This is a genomic window from Agrobacterium sp. El2ro-1b, assembly GCF_048298475.1.
GTDB lineage: Bacteria > Pseudomonadota > Alphaproteobacteria > Rhizobiales > Rhizobiaceae > Agrobacterium > Agrobacterium fabrum.
This window is the reverse complement of sequence record NZ_CP103459.1, coordinates 1,331,287-1,355,525: the sequence shown is the minus strand read 5'-3', so window position 1 is coordinate 1,355,525 and position 24,239 is coordinate 1,331,287. Positions and strand designations below refer to the sequence as shown.

Genomic DNA, 24,239 nt, shown 5'->3' with positions numbered 1-24,239 from the left:
TGCCTTGCGGCAAATTACTGCCCGGCATTCCATCGTGACCGCTTATTGGGCGGCTTGCCGCGTCTGAAGTTTTTCATCGATCTGGCGCGACAGGATCGCGGAGAACTCGTCGGCGAAACCTTCCATGCGGGCAGAAAGCTTGTGCGCGTCGGCCGTGAACTTGTTATAGGCGATAACCGCCGGAATAGCCGCGACAAGGCCGATGGCCGTTGCCAGAAGCGCTTCGGCGATACCCGGTGCCACAACCGCAAGGTTGGTGGACTTCGAGCCGGCGATCGCCTGGAACGAGGTCATGATACCAACGACCGTGCCGAAAAGACCGATGAACGGACCAGCCGAACCGATGGTCGCGAGCGAACCGAGGCGGGCCTCATATTGTTCGCCTTCACGGGCGATCGTTACGTCCATTGCCCGGTCGATACGCATCTGCAGACCGATGGGCGAACGTGCGCCGCGTTCGAATGATTTCTTCCATTCCCGCATGGCGGAAACGAAAATTGCCGCGAGACCGACATTCTGGCGTTCTGCCAGCGTGCGGTAAAGCTCCTCGAGCGACTGACCAGACCAGAAGACCTGTTCGAACTGGTCGAACTGGCGCTTTGCCTTGCCGAAGCTAACGTATTTGTCGAAGACGATCGCCCACGTCCAGACCGAGGCGGCGATAAGTCCGATCATCACGAACTTCACGATGAAGCCCGCCTGCATAAACAGCGCCCAGAGACTTACATCGTGCGTCGCCGCTGCCAAACCTGCCTGTTCCATAAATATCCAATCCCCGAATCCAAACGCCCGGTACGGGACCGGGCGATTCAAACGCGTGTTAACGCTCGAAGCCATGCGGCCGCAGCCGTTAACCCCTTTGCCATACCCCGATACTTGCCAGTAAGCCTTACTTGCCAATAAATTTGGTGAAAGGAAGGCGTGCGCCGCACAAATGCCAGTTGCTAAAGTAAGACACCATTATGGTTAAAGGAGTGTTACAGCCGGGCCACGCCGGGTGGATTTACTGGATGGGGCAGTCAATTACTTCAGGAATTTTTCCGCAACCGTCTCCGGAAGCCGCCTTGGCCGGCCCTTGGCATTGATGACGGCGATGATGACCTTGGCGGCGACAAGCAGCGTTTCGCCGCGCCGGATCTCCTGATTGAGCACCATTTTGGCGCCGCCCGCCTTCTCGGTCACGGTGGTGATGGTCAACACGTCATCCATCCGCGCCGGCGTCTTGAAATCGATCTCCATGCGGTGAACGACGAAGACCAGACCTTCCTCGTCGGCGGTGAGAAGCGCGCTCTGTTCGCAGCCGAGGCAACGCAGGTAATCGGTACGTCCACGCTCGAGAAAGTGCAGATAACGGGCGTGATAAACGAGACCGGAAAAATCCGTGTCCTCATAATAGACGCGTTGCGTCAGGCGGTGGCCATGGTCGATGAGTTCGCCCGAAAGCGAAACCACAAGCTCGCTCATAATGTCTCCTTGAGAATATCGGCCGCAGGGGAACGACCTTCGCGAACGATAAGGTGCTCGTGGCGCAAAGGCAGCGCCCCGATGCGCTCTGCGACAAACCGGGGTCTGAGATCGTTTTTCAGCAACTCGGAAGGCTGAGCCGGCAGCCAGCGGAACTCCACCTCGACGCCATCCACAATCCGGTGCACGATATCGCTTGCATGAAACCGAAAAGGCTGCGCAAGCGTGACCAGATAATAAAATGCCAGCTCATGCGCGGCATAGTCGTCATAGGCAAAAAAGTTTTCGGCCGACCAGAGAAGACGCTCCACCGAACAATCCCGGTCGAGTTCCTCGCCGATCTCGCGGATGATAGTCTCCTCGGAGCTTTCACCGATTTCCGCCCTTCCCCCCGGCAAAGCCCAATAATTATCCTTGGTGCCGCGCTGGACGAGAAGGTGATCACTCTGAAAGATCAGCGCCGCGACCCGCATACTGAAAAGCTGCGGTTTCCGGTCCAGCCGGATCATGTGGCGTTCGGGCGCAGAAGTCATTTATCGTCCAGATCGCCGTCATGCCAGACGAGATGTCTTGTGGTCTGCGGCAGGTGTTCTATTTCGTCGGCGATGAAATAGGGCGGAATATCAAGCTCCGTCAATGCCTGCCGGGTTGCCGCGACCCAGCGAAACTCAAGCTCGTTATCGCCGTCCTGAACGCGGTGAATGATGTCGCTTGGATGAAAGGCCAGCGTCTGCGGCAGGTCCATCAGGTAATAAAAGCCGAGTTCGTGCCAGTCCTTGCCTTCATAATGGAAGAAATTCTCCACCGCCCAGAGAAGCCGCCCGACCTTGGCCTCGACACCCAGTTCCTCGACCATTTCACGCGCCAGCGTTTCCTCGGAGCGCTCACCCATTTCGGCGCGGCCGCCCGGAAAGGTCCAGAATTTTTCATGCGACGCCCGGTGCACCAGCACATGGCCATCACGAAACGCAAGCCCCGCAACCCGCATCTGGAAGATGCGCTTCGGCTTGAATTTCATGCGGATGCGGGTGTCCTGCGTTTTGCTATCATGCGTCATTATGCTGGCCTGCGGGCTGGAAACATCAAATCGTCTTCCGTCCACCCTAACGCATCCATCTCGTCTTTTCTCGCCTGCGCATCATCTCCCACGATGAATTCATCCAGTTGCGGCGGTTTTACCGCAGTGCCTGATAACATCGCATGCACTTGGCCGCGATGATGTGTCTGATGCTGGAAGAGATGGGAGAGGATATCATCACAGCGATCCTGCTGAATGCGCGCGCCGCGGTGAATATTGACGGGGGCGGCGAGACCGTCTTCATCGAGCCCATCGACAAAGGCGATCAGCACCTCGTCCAGTTCCGCCTGAGCGCCGTGCAGTACCGCCATGCTGGCGAAAGGCTCTTCCTCGGCAAAGGCGGTATACCCGAGTGTTCCGCCCTGAAGGGCATCGATATAAAAACGGTCGACGGTATAGATGTGGTTCAGCGTTGCCCTGATGGTCGGGAAGAAACTGACGCGGCGAGCACCGAAGGCCTCCTGCGAAAGCTGAAGGCAAGCCCTGTGCAGCCGAAGATTGGCCAGCCGGTTGTTGCGAGCGTGTTTGCGGAAGACCCGCAGCGGATCGTAAGACATCGGCGTCCCTTTATGACGTCTGAAAACGGCACCTTTCAATCGGCTTGTTCAAGCTCGGATTTGCTTTTCAGAACCTTCCCACCATCATCCTGCTCGATGAGGTAAGCGGGTTCGTCCTTGCTCGCCTTGCGCTTTATCTTGGAACCGGAGATCGTTTTTTCGACATCGTCGGTAAATGTCTCGACGATTTTTCCCTCGCCGGTTCCGTTGCCCCATTTCCAGCGAACCTTCGTACCTTTTCGATATCCGGACATCATCATCTCCTGATCAAAGACAATCAAATGCGAAGGTGCCGGGCCTGTTCCCTCAATCATCCTCCAGCGTCAGCCGAAACTGCGCCGCCTCGAGATCCTTCGGCGGCTGCAGGCCGAGATGTTTCCACGCCGTGGCGGTAAGAATCCGTCCGCGCGGCGTGCGCTGGATGAAACCCTGCTGGATCATATAAGGTTCGATGATGTCCTCAATGGCATCCCGTGGCTCCGAAAGGCCGGCGGCGATGGTTTCGATGCCGACCGGACCGCCGCCGAAATTGACGGCGATCATGGTGAGATACCGCATGTCCAGCTGGTCGAGGCCCATATTGTCGACCAGAAGTCGCGTCAAAGCCTCGTCGGCGATCTCGCGGGTGACAGCCTCAGCCCGTGCCACTTCGGCAAAATCCCGCACCCGGCGCAAAAGCCGCCCGGCAATGCGCGGCGTGCCGCGCGCGCGCCTGGCGATTTCCCGCGCGCCGCCATCCGTCATATTGAGCCCCATCAACCGTGCCCCGCGCCGGACGATCAGCTCCAGTTCGTCGACGGTGTAGAACGCCAGCCGGACGGGAATGCCGAAACGGTCGCGCAGGGGCGTCGTCAGCAAGCCGAGACGGGTGGTGGCGGCCACAAGCGTGAATTTGGAAAGATCGATCTTCACCGAACGCGCGGCCGGTCCCTCACCGATGATCAGATCGAGCTGGAAATCCTCCATGGCCGGATAGAGGATTTCCTCCACCGCCGGGTTGAGCCGGTGGATTTCGTCGATGAAGAGCACGTCGCGCTCCTCGAGATTGGTGAGAAGCGCGGCAAGATCGCCTGCTTTGGCAATGACCGGCCCGGACGTGGACTTGAAATTGACGCCAAGCTCCTTGGCCATGATCTGCGCCAGCGTCGTCTTGCCAAGGCCGGGTGGACCGACGAACAGCACATGATCCAGCGCTTCGCCACGGTTCTTGGCAGCCTCGATAAACACCTTGAGATTAGCGCGGGCTTCCGCCTGGCCGGTAAAATCATCCAGCGACTGCGGACGCAGCGTGGTGTCGATATCCTCACCGCGCTTTTCCGGCGTAATCAGTCTGTCCGCATCGCTCATTCAGGGCATTCCATTATTCTGCTTGAGTTAATTAGGTGACCGCAGCCGCTATATCATGACTATCGCGACAACGCGTGTCACGAAATTCAGCATATGTGGGGGCTCAAAGCTCGCTGGGCAGGCAGTCCTTACTGCGAAAGCTCCTTCAGCCCAAGCCGGATGAGCTTTGCGCTATCGCCGCCCTCCCCGCCGTTCTTCAGAGCGGCGGCAACTGCATTCGCTGCCTGATCACGCGAGTAACCGAGATTTGTCAGTGCTGAGACAGCATCCGCAACCGGCGCGGAGGCGACACCCTCTCCAAGCTCCTGCTTGAGCCCGATGGAGGCGGAAGCGTCTCCTGCAAAGGCTGGCGCCTTGTTGCGCAACTCGGTCACGAGGCGAACGGCCACCTTCGGCCCAACACCCGGGGCGCGTGAGATCATGGTTTTGTCTTGCAACGCTATCGCATTGGCAAGCTCGGAAGGCGACAGCGTGGAAAGAACGGCAAGCGCCACTTTCGAACCGACGCCCTGCACGCTCTGCAGAAGGTTGAACCATTCCCGCTCCAGCGCCGAGACAAAGCCGAACAGCTTCAGTTGATCTTCACGCACATAGGTTTCGATGAACAGGACAACCGCCTCCCCGACGGAGCCGATTTTCGACAAGGTGCGCGCCGAACAATAGGCGACGTAACAGACGCCATGCACATCCACCAGCACGTAATCCGCGCCGATTTCCTCGATGCTGCCTTTGAGTTTTCCGATCATGATGCCCGCCCGCTCACTAAAAATGAAATTAACCGGCCGCCAGGAGCCGCCGCATCCTGTCACCGCCGCGATTATGGGCGTGGCAGATGGCGATGGCGAGCGCGTCCGCCGCATCGTTACCCTTGAATTCGGCCTTCGGCATCAGGATTTTCAGCATCATGTGAATCTGCTGCTTTTCACCGTGCCCAACGCCGATGACGGCCTTCTTGACCGCATTCGGTGCGTATTCGAAGACCGGCAATCCCGCCCGTGCCGGAACCAGCATGGCAATGCCGCGTGCCTGGCCGAGTTTCAGCGTGGCGACAGCATCCTTGTTCACGAAGGTCTGCTCCACGGCTGCCTCATCGGGCTGGTGGCTATGCACGATTTCCGCCAGCCCGTCATGCAGCTGGCAGAGCCGGGAGGCGAGGTCCATATCGCCATCCGACGTCACCGTGCCGGAGGCGACAAACCGCAGGCTGTTGCCGAGGGTATCGATGACGCCCCAGCCAGTGCGCCGCAGCCCGGGGTCGATGCCGATGATTCGAATCGTCTTTTGCATGAGTTACCTTATCTTTCCGGCTGCGACCCTGCCAGCGATAAGTGAACAAAACGACAACATTGCTCAAATTTGCAGTGCAGCATTTACCTCTGCTTAAACCGCGTACCGCATTGTTCTCCACAAAATCAAAAAGGGGAGCTGCGGACATGATGATCCGCAGCACAATAGTTTCGCCATATCAGCCTTCCGATGGCGCCATTCATGCATGGCGTGGGAACTGATCCGGCATTGAGGGCTGCATCGGCCATGCTGAACCGTTTTCATTCCATATCCACCAAGGTGCTCGTCATTTTCCTGGCGCTGATGGCGATCTCGACCGGGGCGCTGACACTTCTCGGTTATCAGAGCAGCAGCGGCGTTCTCGAGGAACAGGCGTCGAAATCCATGGAGAGCATTCTCGTCTTCCGCGGTGACATGCTCCAGGAGCGCCTGGAGCAGCTGAAGACGCAGGCGGATTCCATTGCCAAGATCGAATCCCTTCAGATGGCGGTTGTCTCCATGCGTAGCGGCTGGACCACGGTGCAGAAGAACTCCGGTGACGCGAAGGCGGAATTGCAGCGCGTTTTCGTTAAGGAAAACCCCTTCGGCGACAGGGAAAAGCTGATCAAGCCGGAAAGCCCCAGTGGCTTTTATTATTCCACCCATGAAAAGACCCAGACGGATATCGCCGGTTATCTCAAGGGAACGCCGTTCAGCGATGTGCTCTTCATCGATCCCGCCGGTGCGGTCTATTATTCCTATCTCAAAGGACCGGCTTTCGGAGAAACCGTAACGTCGGGCGCCTGGACGGAAAGTGGCCTTGGCGCAGCCTTCACGCGCGGCGCGGCGAATGCCGAGAAAGCGGTCAATGATGTGGCGCAGACCAGCGTCTCCGGGCTGCGGATCGATGCTGCGACAAAGGAGGCCGGGATTTATTTCGGCGTCCCGGTCGTCAAGTTTGGCGCGTTCAAGGGCATCGTTCTCTTCCGCGTCAAGGAAGGCGTTTTCGGCCAGATACTGACGAAAGGCATTGCGTCCGGCAGTTCGGAGCAATCCGCCATCATCGCGGCTGATGGCAAGGTTCTCGGCGTGGACGGCGAAAAGCTCGTCAGCCTCGACCCGGCCATCTACGGCTTCCATGGCGAAGCCCTGAACGCGACGGGCATGACCATTGCCAAAATCAACCGCGCGGATGGCGAAGCCAATGCCTATGCCCGCCCCTTTTCCTTCGCCGGTGAGAAATATCTCGCGGTGGAAAGCATGCTGCGCAGCGAGTTGAACGCAGGCTCCGTCTCGATCGCCGGCACTCTTGCCGTTATCGGCCTTTGTGTGCTGGCCGCCATGTGTGCGGCGACGGCATTTTTTGCACGGCGCCTGTTCGCCCCGCTGGAAAAACTTGCTGGGCTGACCGGCGAAGTCGCCGCGGGCCGTCTCGATGCCGAAATCAGCAATCAGGACCGGAACGACGAGATCGGCAGGATGGCGCGTGCGCTCGGCAGTTTCCGTGAAAAACTCATCCTGCAGCGGGACATGGAAGAAACAGCATCGCGTACACGCGAGGAAGCCGAAACGGCGCGCCGCGCGCATCTTGCCGAGCGCGAGGCCGAGGCCGGCACCCTGCAGATGGTCGTGCAGTCACTGGATGAGGGGCTGGACCAACTGGCGAACGGCAACCTCGCCTATCGCATAGAACCCGTTTTCCCCGATGATCTCGAAAGCCTGCGCCAGAACTTCAATACCGCACTTGCCCGGCTCAGCGAGACCATGGAAGCGATTGGCGGCAACTCTGCCGCCGTTCGTGGCGGCTCCGAGGAAATGCGTGTGGGGGCGGACCAGTTGGCGGAACGCACCGAGCGGCAGGCAGCTTCCATCTCCGAAACAGCCAGCGCCATCAAGGCAATTACCGAAGCGGTCCGCGACCAGATCGAACGCGCGGCGCAGGCAACCCGGATCGCGCGCGACGCCAGCACGGAGGCAACCGCATCGAGCCGCGTGATGGAGCAGACCATTGCCGCCATGGAGGCTATCCAGACCTCGTCGCGCCAGATCAACCAGATCATCGGCGTCATCGATGAAATCGCCTTCCAGACCAACCTGCTCGCTTTGAACGCAGGCGTGGAGGCCGCCCGCGCGGGCGACGCAGGTAGGGGTTTTGCCGTCGTGGCGCAGGAAGTGCGCGAACTCGCGCAACGTTCGGCTGCCGCCGCGAAAGAAATCAGCAGCCTTTTGAAACGCTCCACCGACGAGGTTTCCGCCGGCGTGGTGCTGGTGGAGAAAGCCGGCGCTTCGCTGACCGGCATCGGCAAACATGTGCAGACCATCAGCGCGCGCATCGAGGAGATCATGGAATCCACCCGCGAGGAAGCGCATACGCTCTCGGAAATCAACAGCACCGTCACCAGCCTCGATACCATGACCCAGCAGAATGCCGCCATGGTGGAAGAGACGACGGCGGCCATTCACAATCTCGCGTCGGAAGCGGGTGAAATGGATGGCAGGCTCGGTGAGTTCGTATTGGCCACAGAGCAGGAAACGGCGCGGCATCGCGAGAACAGGGAATTTCGGCGGGCGGGCTGAGCCGGCCGACAGGCGGAAGGCTGGGGCCTCTCCTGAGGCCCCAATTTTTTTGAACCATCCATCAATTCTATGCGACTTCTCTGGTAAATCGGGACACGCGCCTTACATCCGCAGCAAAGATTTGAATTTCTGCAGGAGCGTCCGATGATCCCCTTTTCCATTCTCGACCTTTCGCCGATCGGCGAAGGCGAGAGCGTCAGCGCGGCGCTCGAAAATTCCCGCCGCATGGCCATCAAGGCCGAAGAACACGGCTATAACCGCCTCTGGCTGGCGGAACATCACGGCATGCCGGGCATTGCAAGTGCTGCAACCTCCCTCGTCATCGCCCATGTGGGTGCTGCCACCAAACACATCCGCGTCGGTTCCGGCGGCATCATGCTGCCCAACCACTCCCCGCTCGTCATTGCCGAGCAGTTCGGAACGCTTGCCGCACTTCTGCCTGGCCGTGTCGATCTCGGTCTCGGCCGTGCTCCGGGCACCGATATGCGCACAGCGCGAGCCCTGCGCCGCAACCTCGATGCCGGCGCGGAAAATTTCCCGCACGATATCGTCGAACTCCAGCGTTACCTCGGCCCGCCGCAGCCGGATCAGGCGATCCTCGCCGTGCCCGGCATGAATTCCAACGTGCCGCTCTGGCTGCTCGGCTCCAGCACCTACAGCGCGCATCTCGCCGCAGCACTCGGCCTGCCCTATTCCTTCGCCTCCCATTTTGCCCCTGATATGCTGATGGAGGCAATCCATATCTATCGCGAGCGTTTCCAGCCCTCCGAAGTGCTGGACAAGCCCTATGTGATGGTCGGCGTGATGGGTGTCGGCGCCGATACGGACGAAGAGGCACAACATCTCTTCACCTCGTCCCAGCAGCAATTCGTCAATCTGCGGCGCAATGTGCGCACGCAGTTTCCGAAACCGGTGCACAGCATGGACGATTACTGGAATGAGATGGAACGTTTCTCCGTCGAACACACGCTGCGTTTCGCCGCCGTTGGTTCACCCGAAACGATCGAGCGCCATCTCGACGGTTTTCTCGCTGAAACACAGGCGGATGAGCTGATCGTTTCCATGCCGATCCATGACATCGAAAAGCGGCTGCGTTCCGTGGAAATCTTCGCCGATGTACGGACCGCCATCCGAAAGGCGGCCTAGAGTTTCTGGCATTTCCTGGAAATACTTTAAACAAAAAAGCCCCGGAGCGATGTCGCTGCCGGGGCTTTTTCTTGAAAGATCAAACGTCAGGCGGAAAGCTTGGCGAGGATTTCTTCTGAGACTTCGAAATTGGAATAGACGTTCTGCACGTCATCATCATCCTCGAGATTGTCGATCAGCTTCATCAGCGACTGCGCCTTTTCTTCATCCACCGGCACCGTGTTCTGCGGCTTCCAGATGGCCTTGACGCTTTCGGCTTCGCCGAGCACGCCTTCCAGCGCCTTGGAAACCTCGTTCATCGCTTCGAAACCGCAGATGATGGTATGGCCGTCTTCGGACGATTCAACATCATCGGCACCGGCTTCAATAGCCGCTTCCATGACCTTGTCGGCATCGCCCACTTCCGCCTTGTAGGTGATTTCGCCAACGCGGTCGAAGGAGAAGGAGACCGAGCCGGTTTCACCGAGTGCGCCGCCAGCCTTGGTGAAGATGGAGCGTACGTTGGAGGCGGTGCGGTTGCGGTTGTCAGTCAGGGCCTCGACGACGACGGCGACACCGCCCGGGCCGTAACCCTCGTAACGGACTTCGTCGTAGTTTTCACTGTCAGCACCGGAAGCCTTCTTGATCGCCCGCTCGATATTGTCCTTCGGCATGGACTGGGCCTTGGCGTTCTGGATTGCCAGGCGCAGACGCGCGTTCATGTTCGGGTCAGGCATGCCCGCCTTTGCCGCAACGGTGATTTCGCGTGCAAGCTTGGAAAACATTTTGGACCGAACGGAGTCCTGCTTGCCCTTGCGGTGCATGATGTTCTTGAACTGTGAATGACCAGCCATGGAAAACCCGATTGTCTTAATTTGGAGATTGCGGGCCTTATAAGTGCGATAAGCCCGCCGTTCAAGCCCGCAAGCACTTTCTCTTCCGCAAACAATAGAAGGAACTGATTTATCCGCTCCTCGTTCTGATCATGCACACGGCGGAAGAACCTATGTTGTCTCTCCGTCGCAGCGTTAAACCCGGAAGGAGAAAACAGATGGTCAGCCTGACTGAAGCAAGAGAAGCCCCGGCCCGCCAGCTCTGGGACGAGATCAACTCGGTACATGCCGGCATGCTCGGTCTCGAAGGCCTGCACATGCATATGCAGCCCATGGCACCTCATGCTGACCCCAAGACCAATACGATCTGGTTTTTCTCCAAAAAGGACACCGATCTCGCAAAATCACTGAAATCAGGCTCGCGCGCCCATTTCTGCCTTGTCGGCAAGGACCATGATTACCATGCCTGCCTCTCCGGCGTTCTGGAGGCGCGCGACGACAAAGCGAAGATCGACGAATACTGGAATTCCGTCACCGCCGCTTGGTACGAACATGGCAAGAGCGACCCACAGCTGACGATGCTGGCGCTTCATGTCGACGATGCCGACATCTGGGCCTCGACCGATAGCACGCTGAAATTCGGCTGGGAAATCGCCAAGGCTAACATGTCCGACGACAAGACGCCTGATGTCGGCGTCCGCCAGCACCTCACCTTTGCCTGATCGACAACTCCCCCGCCCTTCCTCGCTTGCCGCCAGCTACATGCCTTTCGGCACCAGTATCTGCGGCTGGCGGGGAAGGTTTCTCATCGATACCCGGATTACCGGATCCGTGGCATAAGCGATCCGGAAACTCTCCCCGAACATGGTCAGGAACTGCTCCAGCGGCGGACCGGTGCGGTGCATCGGCAGGATCAACGCGGAGCGCAGGCGCTTCACCACCCGGCTCATGCTGTCAGCCCCCATGGTCAGGCCGCCATCCACCGGCACCATCAGCACATCCAGACGACCGATTTCGGCATAATGCGTGTCAGTCAATTCGTGATGCAGGTGGCCGAGATGGCCGATACACAGCCCCGCAACCTCGAAGATGAAGATGGAATTGCCGTTTTCCTGAAACGACTCGTAGTCGCCCCAGCGGTTGCGGATATCGGTCGCGACATTGCGGATATAGACATCACCCACCAGAACTTTGTGTTCGGCCTTTTCGCCCGGCGTATCGCTCCAGCCATGCAGCACATATTGAATGGCCGGGTCCGGACTGAGGGTGAAGTGGGTGGAATGCGCCCGGTTCATCGTCACGACAGTCGGCATCACGGGCGGACGGTAGACGCCGTTATAATCGGTGGCGATCGTCACCCCGTCAGGACTTTCGATGAGATAGGTGGAATGGCCGATGAAGCTGATCTTCACCTCTTCCTTCGCCGTGGCCTGCGCCAGCTGGACACCCGGCGTATTGAAGCTCGCGAACATCACTCCGGGGATATTTTGGGCAATCGCCTGGCACTGGCTGACGGGCAGCCGGCTTGCCGTCTGAGAAAAGGCGGCTCCCGCACAGGCAATCAGCCCTGTCATTGCAAGCATTAGCACGCGCAGCATCATGCCACTCCCCCTGAACTTGCGAAGGTTGAGAGGATGAGGCAGGTTTTGCAGGGCGTCCAGTTACAAGAACGGCGGAAGGCTCAGACTCTCGTCATTGTGAACGCTTCCGCGGACGTTCAGGCCCAGAAGGAGGGCAATGTTTCCGAAAGACGCGGGCCGATGCGCAGCGGCGCGATCTTTTCCGCAAGTCCAGTACGATCGGAAATTTCAACACCGACGCCGCAGATCGTCGCCGGCCCGCTTGCCGCCTCGAAACGGCCCTTCGGCATTTTGGAAATGAAGCGATTGATCGGCTCTTCCTTTTCCATGCCAAGCGAGCTGTCATAATCCCCGCACATGCCGGCATCAGACATATAGGCTGTGCCGCCATTCAATATCTGCGCGTCAGCCGTTGGAACATGGGTGTGGGTGCCAACGACGAAGCTTGCGCGGCCATCGACGAAATGGCCGAAACACTGCTTTTCGCTGGTCGCCTCGGCGTGGAAATCGAAGATGATGGCGTCGGCCTGTTCCTTCAGCGGGCAGGCGGCAAGAATGGTTTCCGCCGATTTGAAGGGATCGTCCAGTTCCGGATGCATGAACACCCGGCCCATGATGTTAGCGACGAGGATACGCGCGCCGTTGCGGGCATAAAAAATGCCCGAGCCCTTGCCCGGCGTGCCATCGGGATAATTGGCCGGCCGCAGAAACTGGTCGTGGCGTTCACAGAAGGAAACCGCTTCTTTTTGGTCCCAGACATGGTTGCCGGTGGTCACGACATCGGCACCGGCATTGATGGTTTCGAGATAGATATCCTCGGTGATACCGAAACCGCCGGCGGCGTTTTCACCGTTGACGATAACGAAGTCGAGCTTCAGATCGGAAATCAGCCCCGGCAACCTGTCCCAGACAGCCGTGCGTCCAGTCTTGCCAACCATATCCCCGAGAAAAAGAAGTCTCATTCACCGCCCCGTTTGCGTATGTTCTTTGGATTGCGTCCCTCTAGCGGGTAATCCGTGTTTTAAAAAGTGCTAAAACGCCGTGTGCCCATTATCAGACATCAGCGGCTGCGCGGAAAACCAGCGCAGGCCGCTTTCCGTCAGAATGGCGTGAAGCGGCACATCATGCGGCTCCGCCGGAACGGACGGTACTTCCTGACAATCAAAGGCGATGCCGATGAGAACAGGCTGACGGCCCTTGGCGTGCAATCTTGCGATAGCGCGGTCATAGTGCCCCGCGCCATAACCGATCCGCTGGCCGCGCCCATCGAAAACAGAGAGTGGCACGAGCAGGATATCCGGATCGAGAACTTCGGCATCCTCACACGGTCCAGTCGTGCCGAAACCGGTCTTTACCAGCGGCGTATCCACTTCGAAGACACGAAAAACGATGGTTTCCCGGTCAAGCACCACGGGAAGGACGAGACGCCCGCCTCGCGCACGCAACGCTTCCATCAACGGCCTGGTATCAACCTCGGAGCGGATGGGCATAAAACCGGAAATGACGGTGCCCGGTGCAAAGGGAATGCCGGAGGCACCATGAGCCGTCATCGACAGGCTCTTCTGCTGCCGCTCGGCTGGCGTCAACGCATCGCGCGCGACGAGCCTTTCGCCGCGCAACCTTGCTTTTTCCGCTGCATCGCCCTGCATCAGGCGGCCCGGCTCACGAGCACCTTGTCGATACGATGGCCATCAAGGTCGATGACTTCGAAACGCCAGCCGTTGCGGGTGATGTGCTCGCCCAGTTCCGGCAGGCGGCGGAATTCGTCGAGCACCAGACCGGCAACGGTCTCGAACTCGGCATCCTCATCGATCTGGAATCCCATGCGATAGGCGAATTCATCGGCCGGCATCCAGCCGGCGACGAGGAACGAACCATCCTCGCGCTCGACCATGGCCGGTTCTTCGTCATTATCTTCCTGGAAGGCGCCGGTGATGGCCTCCAGAACGTCGCCGGAGCTGACAATACCTTCGAAATGGCCGTATTCGTCATAGACCAGCACCATGTGCACGGTGGAGCGGCGCAGCGACTGGATGACATCCACCGCACTCGTCAGGTCCGAAACAACGGGAACCTCGCGCAGAAGCTCACGGACATCCAACTCCTTGCCGGAGGCAAGCGCATCGAAGGCATCCTTGGCGAAAAGCACGCCCAGAATTTCGTCGGAAGCGCCATTGCGCACCGGCAGGCGCGAACGCTGCGTCTGGCGAAGCTGCTCGCGGATTTCCTCGGCGCTGTCTTCGATATCGACCACTTCCACATCACGACGCGGCGTCATCAGGCCGCGTGCATTGCGGTCGGCAAGGCGCATGACGCTGGTGATCATCGCCGATTCCTCGGTCTCGATCACGCCGGCACTATGGGCTTCGGCCAGAACCGTGCGGATTTCATCGTCCGTCACCGAAGCGTTGGACTCACCGCTATGGCCGAGAATTGCCAGCACGACCTTGCCGGATTTATCCAGCAGCCACACGAGCGGCGCGCCGACCCGTGAAAGCATCACCATGGTAGGCGCGACACGGGCGGCAATCTTTTCAGGATCGCGCAGGGCGATCTGCTTCGGCACCAGTTCGCCGACGATCAGCGACAGATAGGTAATGGCAACGACCACGGAGCCGACACCGATGGCATCGGCGGCACGATCGGGAACACCTTGCTCCAGAAGCCACCCGGTGAACCGGGCGCCGAGCGTGGCACCGGAAAAAGCGCCGGACAGAACGCCGACGAGCGTGATGCCGATCTGCACCGTGGAAAGGAAACGTCCGGGATTTTCGGAAAGGCCGAGCGCCATGGTGGCGCCCCTGCTGCCTTGTGCGGCAAGCACCTTGAGCCTCGCCGGTCTGGAGGAGACAACGGCAAGCTCGGACATGGCAAGCACACCGTTCAATACGGTGAGCAGGACCACGATCATAATTTCAGTAAACAAGTTTAGCTCTTTGGGCTGTTGAACGGCACGTCGCGGTTTTGGCCGCAGCGCCCTTTATGTGAAAGGGCATGACAGACATACCAATCCGGATAATAGGCAATTGTTCCGCCATTGCAATGACAGCAATATAAAAAAGCCATGCCCGGCAGCAGTGAAAAATAACTGTCGACGAAAAATGATCAGGCGAAGGACCGGGGTTGACCCGAAACTTCAAGTGCGATCCGCGGCGACCGATGGAGATTTACGATCCTGGGTGCCTACAAAAGTAGGTGGGCGCCGTGTGTCCAGTCCCACGGGACTGGCCAGGGACAGCTCCCTTTGGATCGAGTATGGCCCCAGGGATTGTGGTTCCTGTCGGGAAGCGCAGAACGCACCCCAGATATAGGACGAATTGGAGGAAACCGCCAGAGGGCGGACAGCGAATTTTGCCGGCGCGCAAAGTCCGCCCGATCAATGGGCCGCGGGTTTAGGGCGTGCGAGCAATTTTTCGGTAATGCCGTTCAGCCGGTCGGCCAGATCGCCGATGGCAACAGCCACCATTTCATCCGATTTCGCCTTGTGTTCGGCCATGCCGTCGCGGTTGTGGGAAAGGGATGCAACCTCCCCCTCAAGCCTCTCGATCTTGCGGTTGATCTCGGAAAGCTCGTCCATCACCATGATGCCGGCCATGACGGTGAGCCGCAGATCGCCGATTTCGCCGAACTGGCTCTTGAGATGCCCGACATAACGGTCGAAACGGGTGGCGAGATCGGTCAGGTGGTCTTCCTGCCCCGCTTCGCATGCCATGCGATAGGCCTTGCCGTCGATCATAACAGTGACTTGCGCCATGAAACCGCTCCTATCGATCCAGCACCGCGCGGATCGTCTCCATGGCGGTTACCAGCCGGCGGGACACCTCGCGATTGACTTCTTCAAGACGGTTGGCGCGAAACTCGGCCTGATCAAGCTCGTGTGCGAGCCTGGCGCGGTCGACATGCACCCGCTTGACCTCATTATCGATCTCGCCCGTCTCCCTTTGCCGCTCGATACGCATATCGATGGCATTTTCGAGATTTGTGATGGCAGCATTCAGCTCCGTCAGCGCAGATTGTACGGTCTTCTCAGCCGACATCGTTTTTTCCAACTCGCACGCTACCGGCCGAATCGTCCGGTTTCAGGCCTTCCCAACATCCAAGAGGTTATTACCCGATTTACCATCCCGTCAATCAAACCAGTGCATTGAGGCGTTTTGCTCTGTGGATGAACGAAGAAGCGCCGGGCCCCATCGCACGATTTTTGTCGGGACAGCCGATTTTCTAAACGATTTTTATCCTTGGGCGAACCGCAATTGCCCGCGGATTTATTGACTTGCCTGCCTCACCTGCTATGGATCAACCCGCTTTTTGGATAGTTGCGTAAAACTATCTCCTTTCACCCGGAACAGACGGAAAAGCCATGATTTCTCGCGACAAACACGACCGGATGGCCAATGCGATCCGCTTTCTTGCCATGGATGCAGTGGAGAAGGCCAATTCAGGCCATCCCGGTCTGCCGATGGGCGCAGCTGATGTCGCCACGGTTCTTTTCACCCGCTTTCTGAAGTTCGATCCGAAGGCGCCGCTCTGGGCGGACCGTGACCGCTTCGTGCTGTCTGCGGGCCACGGTTCGATGCTGCTTTACTCGCTGCTTTATTTGACGGGCTACGAGGACATGACAATCGACGAGATCAAGCGGTTCCGTCAGTTCGGCTCCAAGACCGCCGGCCATCCCGAATACGGTCACGCCACCGGCATCGAAACGACCACCGGTCCGCTCGGCCAGGGCATTGCCAACGCCGTCGGCATGGCAATTGCTGAGCGCAAGCTGGAAGAGGAATTTGGCTCCGACCTGCAGAGCCACTTCACCTATGTGCTGTGCGGCGACGGTTGCCTCATGGAAGGCATCAGCCACGAAGCCATCGCGCTTGCCGGCCATCTGAAGCTCAACAAGCTCGTTCTGTTCTGGGACGACAACAACATCACCATCGACGGTGAAGTTGGCCTGTCCGACAGCACCGACCAGATCGCCCGCTTCCAGGCCGTTCACTGGAATACCATCCGTGTTGATGGCCATGATCCCGACGCGATTGCCGCCGCCATTGAGGCGGCGCAGAAATCTGACCGCCCGACCTTCATCGCCTGCAAGACCGTCATCGGTTTCGGCGCGCCCAACAAGCAGGGCACCCATAAGGTGCACGGCAACCCGCTCGGCGCCGAAGAAATCGCCGCTGCCCGCAAGAGCCTGAACTGGGAAGCCGAAGCCTTCGTCATTCCGGAAGATGTGCTTGATGCATGGCGCCTCGCCGGCCTGCGCTCCACCAAGACGCGCCAGGACTGGGAAGCCCGTCTCGAAGCCACCGAGACGGCCAAGAAGGCCGAGTTCAAGCGCCGTTTCGCCGGTGACCTGACAGGCAACTTCGACAGCTCCATCGATGCCTTCAAGAAGAAGATCATCGAAAACAACCCGACGGTTGCCACCCGCAAGGCCTCGGAAGACTCGCTCGAAGTCATCAATGGCATCCTGCCGGAAATGGTCGGCGGTTCGGCTGACCTGACGCCGTCCAACAACACCAAGACCAGCCAGATGAAGTCGATCACGCCGACGGACTTCTCCGGCCGTTACCTGCATTACGGCATCCGCGAGCACGGCATGGCGGCGGCGATGAACGGTATCGCTCTCCACGGCGGTCTCATCCCTTATGCCGGTGGCTTCCTGATCTTCTCGGATTATTGCCGTCCGTCGATCCGCCTTGCCGCACTGATGGGCATCCGCGTCGTCCACGTTCTGACGCACGATTCCATCGGCGTCGGCGAAGACGGTCCAACCCACCAGCCGGTCGAACAGATCGCAGCGCTGCGCGCCATTCCGAACCTGCTCGTCTTCCGTCCGGCGGATGAAACCGAGACGGCGGAATGCTGGCAGCTTGCTCTCGAGCAGAAGCATCGTCCGTCTGCGCTGGCGCTTACCCGCCAGAATCTCACGCCTTCGCGCAAGGAATATGAAGAAAAGAACCTTTCCGCTTACGGCGCATACGAACTCGTCTCCGCCAGCGACGCCAAGGTTTCGATCTTCGCTTCCGGTTCGGAAGTCGAAGTGGCGCTCAAGGCCGCCGCAACGCTGAAGGACAAGGGTGTTTCCGCCCGCGTCGTTTCCGTTCCCTGCTTCGAACTCTTCAAGGAACAGCCGGAAACCTATCGCAACGCCATCATCGGCAAGGCTCCGGTCAAGATCGCGGTGGAAGCCGCCATTCGCCAGGGCTGGGATTACTTCATCGGTAATGACGGCGCTTTCGTCGGCATGCATTCCTTTGGTGCGTCCGCGCCGGCGAAGGATCTCTTCAAGCACTTCGGCATCACGGCGGAAGCCGTCGTCGCCGCAGTCGAGGCAAAACTTGCATGAGGGCTCCCAAGGCCCTCACATTCCGCATAGACCAAGCACATATCTTGTTCGGGAGACTGTAAATGACTGTAAAAGTTGCCATTAACGGCTTCGGCCGCATCGGCCGCAATGTTCTTCGCGCCATCGTCGAATCCGGCCGTACCGATATCGAAGTCGTTGCCATCAACGACCTCGGTCCGGTTGAAACCAACGCCCACCTGCTACGCTACGATTCTATCCACGGCAAGTTCCCGGCTGACGTCAAAGTCGAAGGCGACACCATCATCGTTGGCGGCGGCAAGCCGATCAAGGTCACGGCTGTCCGCGATCCGGCAACCCTGCCGCACAAGGAACTCGGCGTCGATATCGCGCTCGAATGCACCGGCATCTTCACCGCCCGCGACAAGGCTGCTGCCCACCTGACGGCCGGAGCCAAGCGCGTCATCGTTTCGGCACCGGCTGACGGCGCTGACCTGACCGTCGTCTTCGGCGTCAACGACGACCAGCTGACGAAGGACCATCTGGTCATTTCCAACGCCTCCTGCACCACCAACTGCCTGGTGCCGGTGGTGAAGGTTCTCGACGATGTCGTTGGCATCGATCATGGCTTCATGACCACGATCCACTCCTACACGGGCGACCAGCCGACGCTCGACACCATGCACAAGGATCTGTACCGCGCCCGCGCTGCAGCCCTGTCCATGATCCCGACCTCGACCGGTGCGGCCAAGGCCGTTGGCCTCGTTCTGCCGCACCTCAAGGGCAAGCTGGACGGCACGTCGATCCGCGTTCCGACCCCGAACGTTTCGGTTGTCGACTTCAAGTTCATTGCCAAGCGCGCCACCACGGTTGCCGAAATCAACGAAGCGATCAAGTCGGCTGCCGACGGCAAGCTGAAGGGTATCCTCGGCTACACGGACGAGCCGCTGGTTTCCCGCGACTTCAACCATGACAGCCACTCCTCGATCTTCGCCAACGACCAGACCAAGGTCATGGAAGGCAATTTCGTGCGCGTTCTGTCCTGGTACGACAACGAGTGGGGCTTCTCCAACCGCATGTCGGACACGGCCGTCGCCTTCGCGAAGACCATCTAATTAAAACAGTTTGACGATTGAGGTCCGGCGGGAGCAATCCCGCCGGATTTTTTATTCTCGATTTTCCTCACCTCTGCCGCCAAGTTTTCAATTTCCTGCCTTCGTCTGGTCCATTTTGAAACGGACAAGAAGGACAGGGAAAACGGTCGTGCGCAATGCACTTCGGCCCTGCCGTATCTTTCGATACACCCCGCCTTGCGTCGCCTTTCAACGCCACCCAGACAGCGCTGACAGACCGCAACCCGTGGCGCATTGACTGCTGGCGTGCAGAGCATTCATTGCGGCGGCCAGCGCGGTGTGAAAGAGGCGGTGGACGTGGAATCATTTTATCTTCTGTTGCTGGTCGCAACTGTTCTGGTTCTCGTCGCGGCCTTTTCCAGCCTCATCGCCTTCCGCTTCGGCGCGCCGCTGCTGTTGCTCTTCCTTGTTATCGGCCTTGCGGCGGGTGTGGATGGCCTTGGCATCGAATTCACCAATAATCCGCTCGCCTATATGCTCGGCTCGCTCATACTTGCCGTCATCCTTTTCGATTCCGGCTTCGGCACGTCCCTGCAATCCTTCCGGCTTTCTGCGGCACCCGCCGTCGCGCTCGCAACCGTCGGCGTCATCCTCACATCCGTGTTCTTTGCAGGGGCCGCTGCCCTGCTGCTGGGGCTTTCCTGGCTGGAGGGCCTGCTGCTCGGCGCCATCGTCGCCTCCACGGATGCGGCGGCCGTGTTCTTCCTGCTGCGCATTGGCGGCATCCATATCCGCGATCAGGTGCGCTCCACGCTGGAAGTGGAATCCGGCACTAACGATCCGATGGCCATATTCCTCACCGTTGCGCTGGTCGAGATCATCGCCAAGGGTCAGGGTCTCGCCGGCATCGACAGCGGTTTCCTGCTGCTCTTCATCGAGGAAATGGGGCTCGGCGTGATTTTCGGCCTGCTCGGTGGTCTCATGATCGCCACCGTCGTCAATCGCTTCGCCGCCGACCGTGGGCTGGCGCCGATCTTCGTGCTGGCGCTGGCGCTGCTCGTTTTCTCCTTCACCGGCGCGATCGGCGGCAGCGGATTTCTCGCGGTCTATGTGGCGGGCATCGTTGCCGGCAACCGCAGGATATTCGCCAAGGAAACCATCCGCCGTTTCCATGAAGGGCTGACCTGGCTTGCCCAGATCATCATGTTCCTGATGCTCGGCCTGCTCGCCACCCCGTCGCAATTTCCGGCAATCGCCATTCCGGCCGTGTTGCTTGCGCTTTTCCTGATCTTCGTTGCCCGCCCGCTTGCGGTGTGGCTGAGCCTCATGCCGTTCAACTATACCCAGCAGGAGACCTCCTTCGTGGCATGGGTCGGCCTGCGTGGCGCCGTTTCCATCCTGCTCGCCATCATGCCCATCCTCGGCGGACTGGACGATGCGCAGATTTATTTCAACGCCGCCTTCATCATCGTTCTTGTATCGCTTCTCGTGCAGGGCTGGACCATCAAGCCGGTGGCGACAAAGCTCGGGCTGATAGTGCCGCCGCGCATGGGCGAGGTGGACAAGCTGGAGATCGATCTTCCCGGCACCGCCAATCACGAGCTGATTTCCTACCGGGTCGCCAAAGGCAGCGCCATCATGCAGGGTGAGCGCATTCCCCGCTGGGCGATGCCATCCCTGGTGGTGCGCGACGGCAAGTCGATCCGCTATCAATATGCCGGACGTCTGCGCGAAAACGATCTCGTCTATCTGTTCATCGCGCCGAACTACACCCGCCTGATCGACCGACTGTTCGCCAGCGCCTTGCCCGTTGCCGATGACGACGCCGATTTCTTCGGTATCTTCACGATCACGCCTTCCCGTCCTGCGAAGGAAATGGACGCAGCCTATGGCCCCGGCCTCATTTCGCCCGCCGAACACGCCATGACCATCGCCGAACTCATTGAGACACGCCTTGCCGGCAAGGCGGGTTATGCCGATCGGGTGCGCCTCGGCCCCATCGTCCTTATCGTCCGGGCCCTGGACGAACATGAGGCAATCACCGGCGTCGGCATCTCGCTCGAGCCTGTCGAACCGGCCATCGGCCTGCCGATTTTCATCGGCTTTTCGGAAATCCTCCACCGTGCGCGCACGCATCTGGCACAACGGCGTCAGTTGCGTTCAGCCGATGCCGGCGAGGGTGTTTCCGCACCTGCGAAGACCGTGACAGAAAATGACACCTGACCGGCTTGCGTCGGCAATCAGGCATAGTATGGTCCGTCCCGAACTCGCAACAAATCAGGATCGACCCATGCCCGCTTTCAAGACCATCGACGACCTTAACGACATTGCCGGAAAGCGCGTTCTCGTCCGCGTTGATCTCAACGTGCCGGTCGCGGATGGCAAGGTGACGGACGCAACCCGTATCGAACGTGTTGCGCCGACCATTCTGGAACTCTCTTCAAAGGGCGCAAAAGTCATTCTGCTCGCCCATTTCGGCCGCCCAAAGGGCGAACCTGTCGCTGAGATGTCGCTTTCCCAGATCGTCCCCGCCGTCGAGGACGTGCTGGATCACGCCATTTCCTTCGCAACGGACTGCATCGGCGCTCCGGCATCGGATGCGGTTGCGAAAATGAATGATGGCGATATCCTGCTTTTGGAAAACACCCGCTTCCACAAGGGTGAGGAAAAGAACGATCCTGCCTTCGTCGAAGCCCTGGCCGCGAATGGCGATATCTATGTGAACGACGCCTTCTCCGCCGCCCACCGTGCCCACGCCTCCACCGAGGGCCTCGCGCGGCATCTGCCCGCTTATGCCGGCCGCACCATGCAGGCCGAGCTTGAGGCGCTGGAAAAGGGCCTCGGCCAGCCCGTTCGCCCGGTCGTCGCCATCGTCGGCGGCGCCAAGGTTTCGAGCAAGATCGATCTCCTGATGAACCTCGTCAAGAAGGTCGATGCCCTCGTCATCGGCGGTGGTATGGCCAACACCTTCCTCGCCGCCCGCGGCACGAATGTCGGCAAGTCGCTCTGCGAGCACGATCTGGCAGAGACCGCAAAGCAGATCATGATCGAGGCGGCGACATCCGGCTGCGCCATCGTCCTGCCGGAAGACGGCGTCGTCGCCCGCGAATTCAAGGCCGGCGCGGCCAATGAAATTGTCGATATCAACGCCATTCCCGCCGACGCCATGGTTCTCGATGTCGGCCCGAAATCGGTCGAAAGCATCAAGGCCTGGATTTCACGGGCGGAAACGCTGGTCTGGAACGGGCCACTCGGCGCCTTCGAAATCGAACCCTTCGATGCGGCAACCGTAGCTGCGGCAAAACACGCCGCCGAATGCACAAAAGCGGGTAAGCTCGTTTCCGTCGCCGGTGGCGGCGACACGGTGGCGGCGCTGAACCACGCCGGTGTTTCGGACGATTTCACCTATATCTCGACGGCTGGCGGCGCCTTCCTCGAATGGATGGAAGGCAAGGAATTGCCGGGCGTTGCCATCCTGACCGCTGCCAAGTAAACTCATTTCACTTGCCTGACACAAGGCCGGACAAGCCCTGCTTGTCCGGCCTTGCTTTTTGGTAAGTGGCACCGGGAGGAAAAGTTTCAAACGATTGAAATGATTTCAATCGTTTCAATGAGTTAGCGTGCCATTTCCCTGCCCTGGAACTTCTGTTATCGGAAATTTATTGTGCCTTGGGAGAATAGCAAATGACCGAACGTCTCGAAGACATCGCCATCAAAATGGTTGCCGACGGCAAGGGCCTGCTCGCAGCCGACGAATCCACAGGAACGATCAAGAAGCGTTTCGACAGCATCAATCTGGAGTCCACCGAGACCGCTCGTCGCGACTATCGCGAAATGCTGTTCCGCTCCGACGACGCCATGAAGAAGTACATCTCCGGCGTCATCCTTTACGAAGAAACCCTGTTCCAGAAGGCGGCCGACGGCACGCCTTTCGTTGACATCATCAAGGCGGCCGGCAGCCTGCCGGGCATCAAGGTGGATATCGGCGCCAAGCCGATGGCCTTCCATCCGAGTGAATTCATCACTGAAGGCCTCGACGGTCTTTACGAGCGCCTTCGCAAGTACCACGAGGCCGGCGCCCGCTTTGCCAAGTGGCGCGGTGTCATCACCATCGGTGAGCAGCGTCCGAGCTGGGGTTCGATCAAGGCAAACTCCCAGTCGCTTGCCCGTTACGCCGCTCTCTGCCAGCAGGCGGATATCGTGCCGATCGTTGAGCCTGAAGTGCTGATGGACGGCGAGCCGGGCACGCATGACATCAACCGCTGTGCCGAAGTCACGCAATGGGTTCTCCAGACAGTGTTTGCGGATCTGTTCGATGCCCGCGTGAACCTCGAAGGCATGATCCTCAAGCCGAACATGATCATCGACGGCAAGAACGCTCGCAAGGCGCCCGTCGAAGAAGTGGCGGAAAAGACCGTCAAGGTTCTGAAGGCAACCGTACCGACTGCCGTACCCGGCATCGCCTTCCTTTCCGGCGGCCAGTCCTCCGAAGAAGCCACGGCGCACCTCTCCGCCATGAATGCCGGTTACGACCTGCCCTGGTCGCTGACCTATTCCTACGGCCGCGCCCTTCAGGATACGGCTCTCAAGACCTGGGGCGGCAAATCGGAGAATGTCGCCGCCGGCCAGCGCGCCTTCACGCACCGCGCCGCCATGAACAGCCTTGCCGCCAAGGGCAACTGGAAACAGGAACTGGAAAAGGCAGCCTGAGCCATCGCTCACAGGCAAATTGTGCAATTGAAGCCGCCCCGATGGGCGGCTTTTTCTTTAGGGCCGCAGAAGCAGTGTCGCCGACCAGATGACAAAGGCGGCAACCGCAATCTTCCAGCAATCGCCTCTTTTCTTGAGGCCCGGCAGGCCCAAAGGCCGGATGATCTGGACCACCATGGCCAGCAGTAAAAAAAGGCCGATCGCCTTCGTCATTTATTGAGCCTTTTCTTTATTTCTGCATCGTCACAGGCTGGACATTTTTACCGTTCACCAGAAGAGTGCAACTCATTCGGGTAACCCCGTTCAATGGCCTGTCCGACCGTCCGTC

General features: G+C 59.3%; 25 protein-coding genes and 1 other RNA gene. 8 read left to right on the top strand and 18 right to left on the bottom strand.

The annotated features are described in order from the left end of the window. Positions 1 to 42: 42 nt before the first annotated feature. The 9 genes from tolQ to ruvC all read right to left on the bottom strand — a co-directional run bounded on the left by tolQ (position 43) and on the right by ruvC (position 5,733). Positions 43 to 762: a protein TolQ gene (gene tolQ, locus NYR50_RS20440; protein WP_006310274.1), complete on the bottom strand. Its 720-nt coding sequence runs from the start codon at positions 760 to 762 to the stop codon at positions 43 to 45. Between the two features lie 261 nt (positions 763 to 1,023). Beyond that, on the bottom strand, positions 1,024 to 1,464 hold the full coding sequence (gene ybgC / locus NYR50_RS20435; RefSeq protein ID WP_111806390.1) for a tol-pal system-associated acyl-CoA thioesterase: 441 nt from the start codon (positions 1,462 to 1,464) through the stop codon (positions 1,024 to 1,026). Continuing rightward, positions 1,461 to 1,997, bottom strand: coding sequence for an NUDIX hydrolase (locus tag NYR50_RS20430; protein WP_174010216.1), 537 nt, complete (start codon positions 1,995 to 1,997; stop codon positions 1,461 to 1,463). The genes ybgC and NYR50_RS20430 overlap by 4 nt, the downstream gene beginning before the upstream one ends. Further along, entirely contained in the window at positions 1,994 to 2,521 is a 528-nt protein-coding gene (locus NYR50_RS20425) for an NUDIX hydrolase (RefSeq protein ID WP_080813668.1), read from the bottom strand. Before NYR50_RS20425 ends, NYR50_RS20430 begins: the two co-directional genes overlap by 4 nt. Continuing rightward, positions 2,521 to 3,099: a DinB family protein gene (locus NYR50_RS20420; RefSeq protein WP_174010218.1), complete on the bottom strand. Its 579-nt coding sequence runs from the start codon at positions 3,097 to 3,099 to the stop codon at positions 2,521 to 2,523. Before NYR50_RS20420 ends, NYR50_RS20425 begins: the two co-directional genes overlap by 1 nt. A gap of 35 nt (positions 3,100 to 3,134) precedes the next feature. Next, the gene (locus NYR50_RS20415) at positions 3,135 to 3,353 is read right to left on the bottom strand and encodes a DUF2945 domain-containing protein (RefSeq protein WP_174010220.1); all 219 of its coding nucleotides are present in this window, start codon (positions 3,351 to 3,353) and stop codon (positions 3,135 to 3,137) included. A 52-nt stretch (positions 3,354 to 3,405) separates the two neighbouring features. Continuing rightward, positions 3,406 to 4,446 (bottom strand): Holliday junction branch migration DNA helicase RuvB, encoded by a 1,041-nt coding sequence (ruvB, locus tag NYR50_RS20410; RefSeq protein ID WP_006314740.1) that lies wholly within the window; start codon positions 4,444 to 4,446, stop codon positions 3,406 to 3,408. Between the two features lie 128 nt (positions 4,447 to 4,574). Continuing rightward, positions 4,575 to 5,192, bottom strand: coding sequence for a Holliday junction branch migration protein RuvA (ruvA, locus tag NYR50_RS20405; RefSeq protein ID WP_174010222.1), 618 nt, complete (start codon positions 5,190 to 5,192; stop codon positions 4,575 to 4,577). 28 nt (positions 5,193 to 5,220) lie between these two features. After that, complete coding sequence (gene ruvC / locus NYR50_RS20400; RefSeq protein ID WP_004445748.1) at positions 5,221 to 5,733, bottom strand: crossover junction endodeoxyribonuclease RuvC; 513 nt, start codon at positions 5,731 to 5,733, stop codon at positions 5,221 to 5,223. Positions 5,734 to 5,979: 246 nt separating this feature from the next. Here ruvC and NYR50_RS20395 point away from each other — a divergent pair, with 246 nt between their 5' ends. Continuing rightward, complete coding sequence (locus NYR50_RS20395) at positions 5,980 to 8,289, top strand: methyl-accepting chemotaxis protein (protein ID WP_174010224.1); 2,310 nt, start codon at positions 5,980 to 5,982, stop codon at positions 8,287 to 8,289. Between the two features lie 144 nt (positions 8,290 to 8,433). Then, positions 8,434 to 9,435, top strand: a complete 1,002-nt coding sequence (locus tag NYR50_RS20390) for an LLM class flavin-dependent oxidoreductase (RefSeq protein ID WP_006314735.1) — start codon at positions 8,434 to 8,436, stop codon at positions 9,433 to 9,435. An 86-nt stretch (positions 9,436 to 9,521) separates the two neighbouring features. Here NYR50_RS20390 and NYR50_RS20385 read toward each other — a convergent pair whose 3' ends face one another. Then, positions 9,522 to 10,268: a YebC/PmpR family DNA-binding transcriptional regulator gene (locus NYR50_RS20385; RefSeq protein ID WP_080813659.1), complete on the bottom strand. Its 747-nt coding sequence runs from the start codon at positions 10,266 to 10,268 to the stop codon at positions 9,522 to 9,524. Positions 10,269 to 10,465: 197 nt separating this feature from the next. On the opposite strand from NYR50_RS20385, the gene NYR50_RS20380 reads away from it, so the two are divergent. Then, positions 10,466 to 10,969 (top strand): pyridoxamine 5'-phosphate oxidase family protein, encoded by a 504-nt coding sequence (locus tag NYR50_RS20380; protein WP_174010226.1) that lies wholly within the window; start codon positions 10,466 to 10,468, stop codon positions 10,967 to 10,969. A gap of 36 nt (positions 10,970 to 11,005) precedes the next feature. Here NYR50_RS20380 and NYR50_RS20375 read toward each other — a convergent pair whose 3' ends face one another. From NYR50_RS20375 to NYR50_RS20345, 7 genes are all read right to left on the bottom strand, one after another. Next, positions 11,006 to 11,848 carry an MBL fold metallo-hydrolase gene (locus NYR50_RS20375; RefSeq protein ID WP_174010228.1) on the bottom strand — a complete coding sequence of 281 codons (843 nt, stop codon included), beginning with the start codon at positions 11,846 to 11,848 and terminating at the stop codon, positions 11,006 to 11,008. Positions 11,849 to 11,964: 116 nt separating this feature from the next. Continuing rightward, positions 11,965 to 12,789 carry a TIGR00282 family metallophosphoesterase gene (locus tag NYR50_RS20370; protein WP_080813654.1) on the bottom strand — a complete coding sequence of 275 codons (825 nt, stop codon included), beginning with the start codon at positions 12,787 to 12,789 and terminating at the stop codon, positions 11,965 to 11,967. A 69-nt stretch (positions 12,790 to 12,858) separates the two neighbouring features. Further along, positions 12,859 to 13,476 (bottom strand): 5-formyltetrahydrofolate cyclo-ligase, encoded by a 618-nt coding sequence (locus NYR50_RS20365; protein WP_174010230.1) that lies wholly within the window; start codon positions 13,474 to 13,476, stop codon positions 12,859 to 12,861. Next, positions 13,476 to 14,738 (bottom strand): hemolysin family protein, encoded by a 1,263-nt coding sequence (locus tag NYR50_RS20360; RefSeq protein ID WP_174010422.1) that lies wholly within the window; start codon positions 14,736 to 14,738, stop codon positions 13,476 to 13,478. Before NYR50_RS20360 ends, NYR50_RS20365 begins: the two co-directional genes overlap by 1 nt. 229 nt (positions 14,739 to 14,967) lie before the next feature. After that, positions 14,968 to 15,126: non-coding RNA, 6S RNA (gene ssrS / locus NYR50_RS20355), on the bottom strand. A 77-nt stretch (positions 15,127 to 15,203) separates the two neighbouring features. Next, on the bottom strand, positions 15,204 to 15,581 hold the full coding sequence (locus tag NYR50_RS20350; RefSeq protein ID WP_080813650.1) for a cell division protein ZapA: 378 nt from the start codon (positions 15,579 to 15,581) through the stop codon (positions 15,204 to 15,206). A gap of 10 nt (positions 15,582 to 15,591) precedes the next feature. Continuing rightward, complete coding sequence (locus NYR50_RS20345) at positions 15,592 to 15,864, bottom strand: DUF4164 domain-containing protein (protein ID WP_003506205.1); 273 nt, start codon at positions 15,862 to 15,864, stop codon at positions 15,592 to 15,594. A gap of 323 nt (positions 15,865 to 16,187) precedes the next feature. Here NYR50_RS20345 and tkt point away from each other — a divergent pair, with 323 nt between their 5' ends. The 5 genes from tkt (at position 16,188) to NYR50_RS20320 (ending at position 23,911) form a co-directional block, all read left to right on the top strand. Continuing rightward, a complete protein-coding gene (tkt, locus tag NYR50_RS20340) occupies positions 16,188 to 18,170 on the top strand; it encodes a transketolase (RefSeq protein WP_174010232.1) in 1,983 nt (660 codons plus the stop codon). A gap of 62 nt (positions 18,171 to 18,232) precedes the next feature. Next, the gene (gap, locus tag NYR50_RS20335; RefSeq protein ID WP_174010234.1) at positions 18,233 to 19,243 is read left to right on the top strand and encodes a type I glyceraldehyde-3-phosphate dehydrogenase; all 1,011 of its coding nucleotides are present in this window, start codon (positions 18,233 to 18,235) and stop codon (positions 19,241 to 19,243) included. Between the two features lie 315 nt (positions 19,244 to 19,558). Further along, the gene (locus tag NYR50_RS20330) at positions 19,559 to 21,424 is read left to right on the top strand and encodes a potassium/proton antiporter (RefSeq protein WP_418138282.1); all 1,866 of its coding nucleotides are present in this window, start codon (positions 19,559 to 19,561) and stop codon (positions 21,422 to 21,424) included. 67 nt (positions 21,425 to 21,491) lie between these two features. Next, the gene (locus NYR50_RS20325; protein ID WP_174010237.1) at positions 21,492 to 22,694 is read left to right on the top strand and encodes a phosphoglycerate kinase; all 1,203 of its coding nucleotides are present in this window, start codon (positions 21,492 to 21,494) and stop codon (positions 22,692 to 22,694) included. A gap of 191 nt (positions 22,695 to 22,885) precedes the next feature. Continuing rightward, complete coding sequence (locus tag NYR50_RS20320; protein ID WP_174010238.1) at positions 22,886 to 23,911, top strand: class I fructose-bisphosphate aldolase; 1,026 nt, start codon at positions 22,886 to 22,888, stop codon at positions 23,909 to 23,911. Positions 23,912 to 23,968: 57 nt separating this feature from the next. Here the strand turns inward: NYR50_RS20320 and NYR50_RS20315 are convergent, their stop codons facing one another. Then, the gene (locus NYR50_RS20315; protein WP_003497629.1) at positions 23,969 to 24,124 is read right to left on the bottom strand and encodes a hypothetical protein; all 156 of its coding nucleotides are present in this window, start codon (positions 24,122 to 24,124) and stop codon (positions 23,969 to 23,971) included. Positions 24,125 to 24,239 lie beyond the last annotated feature (115 nt).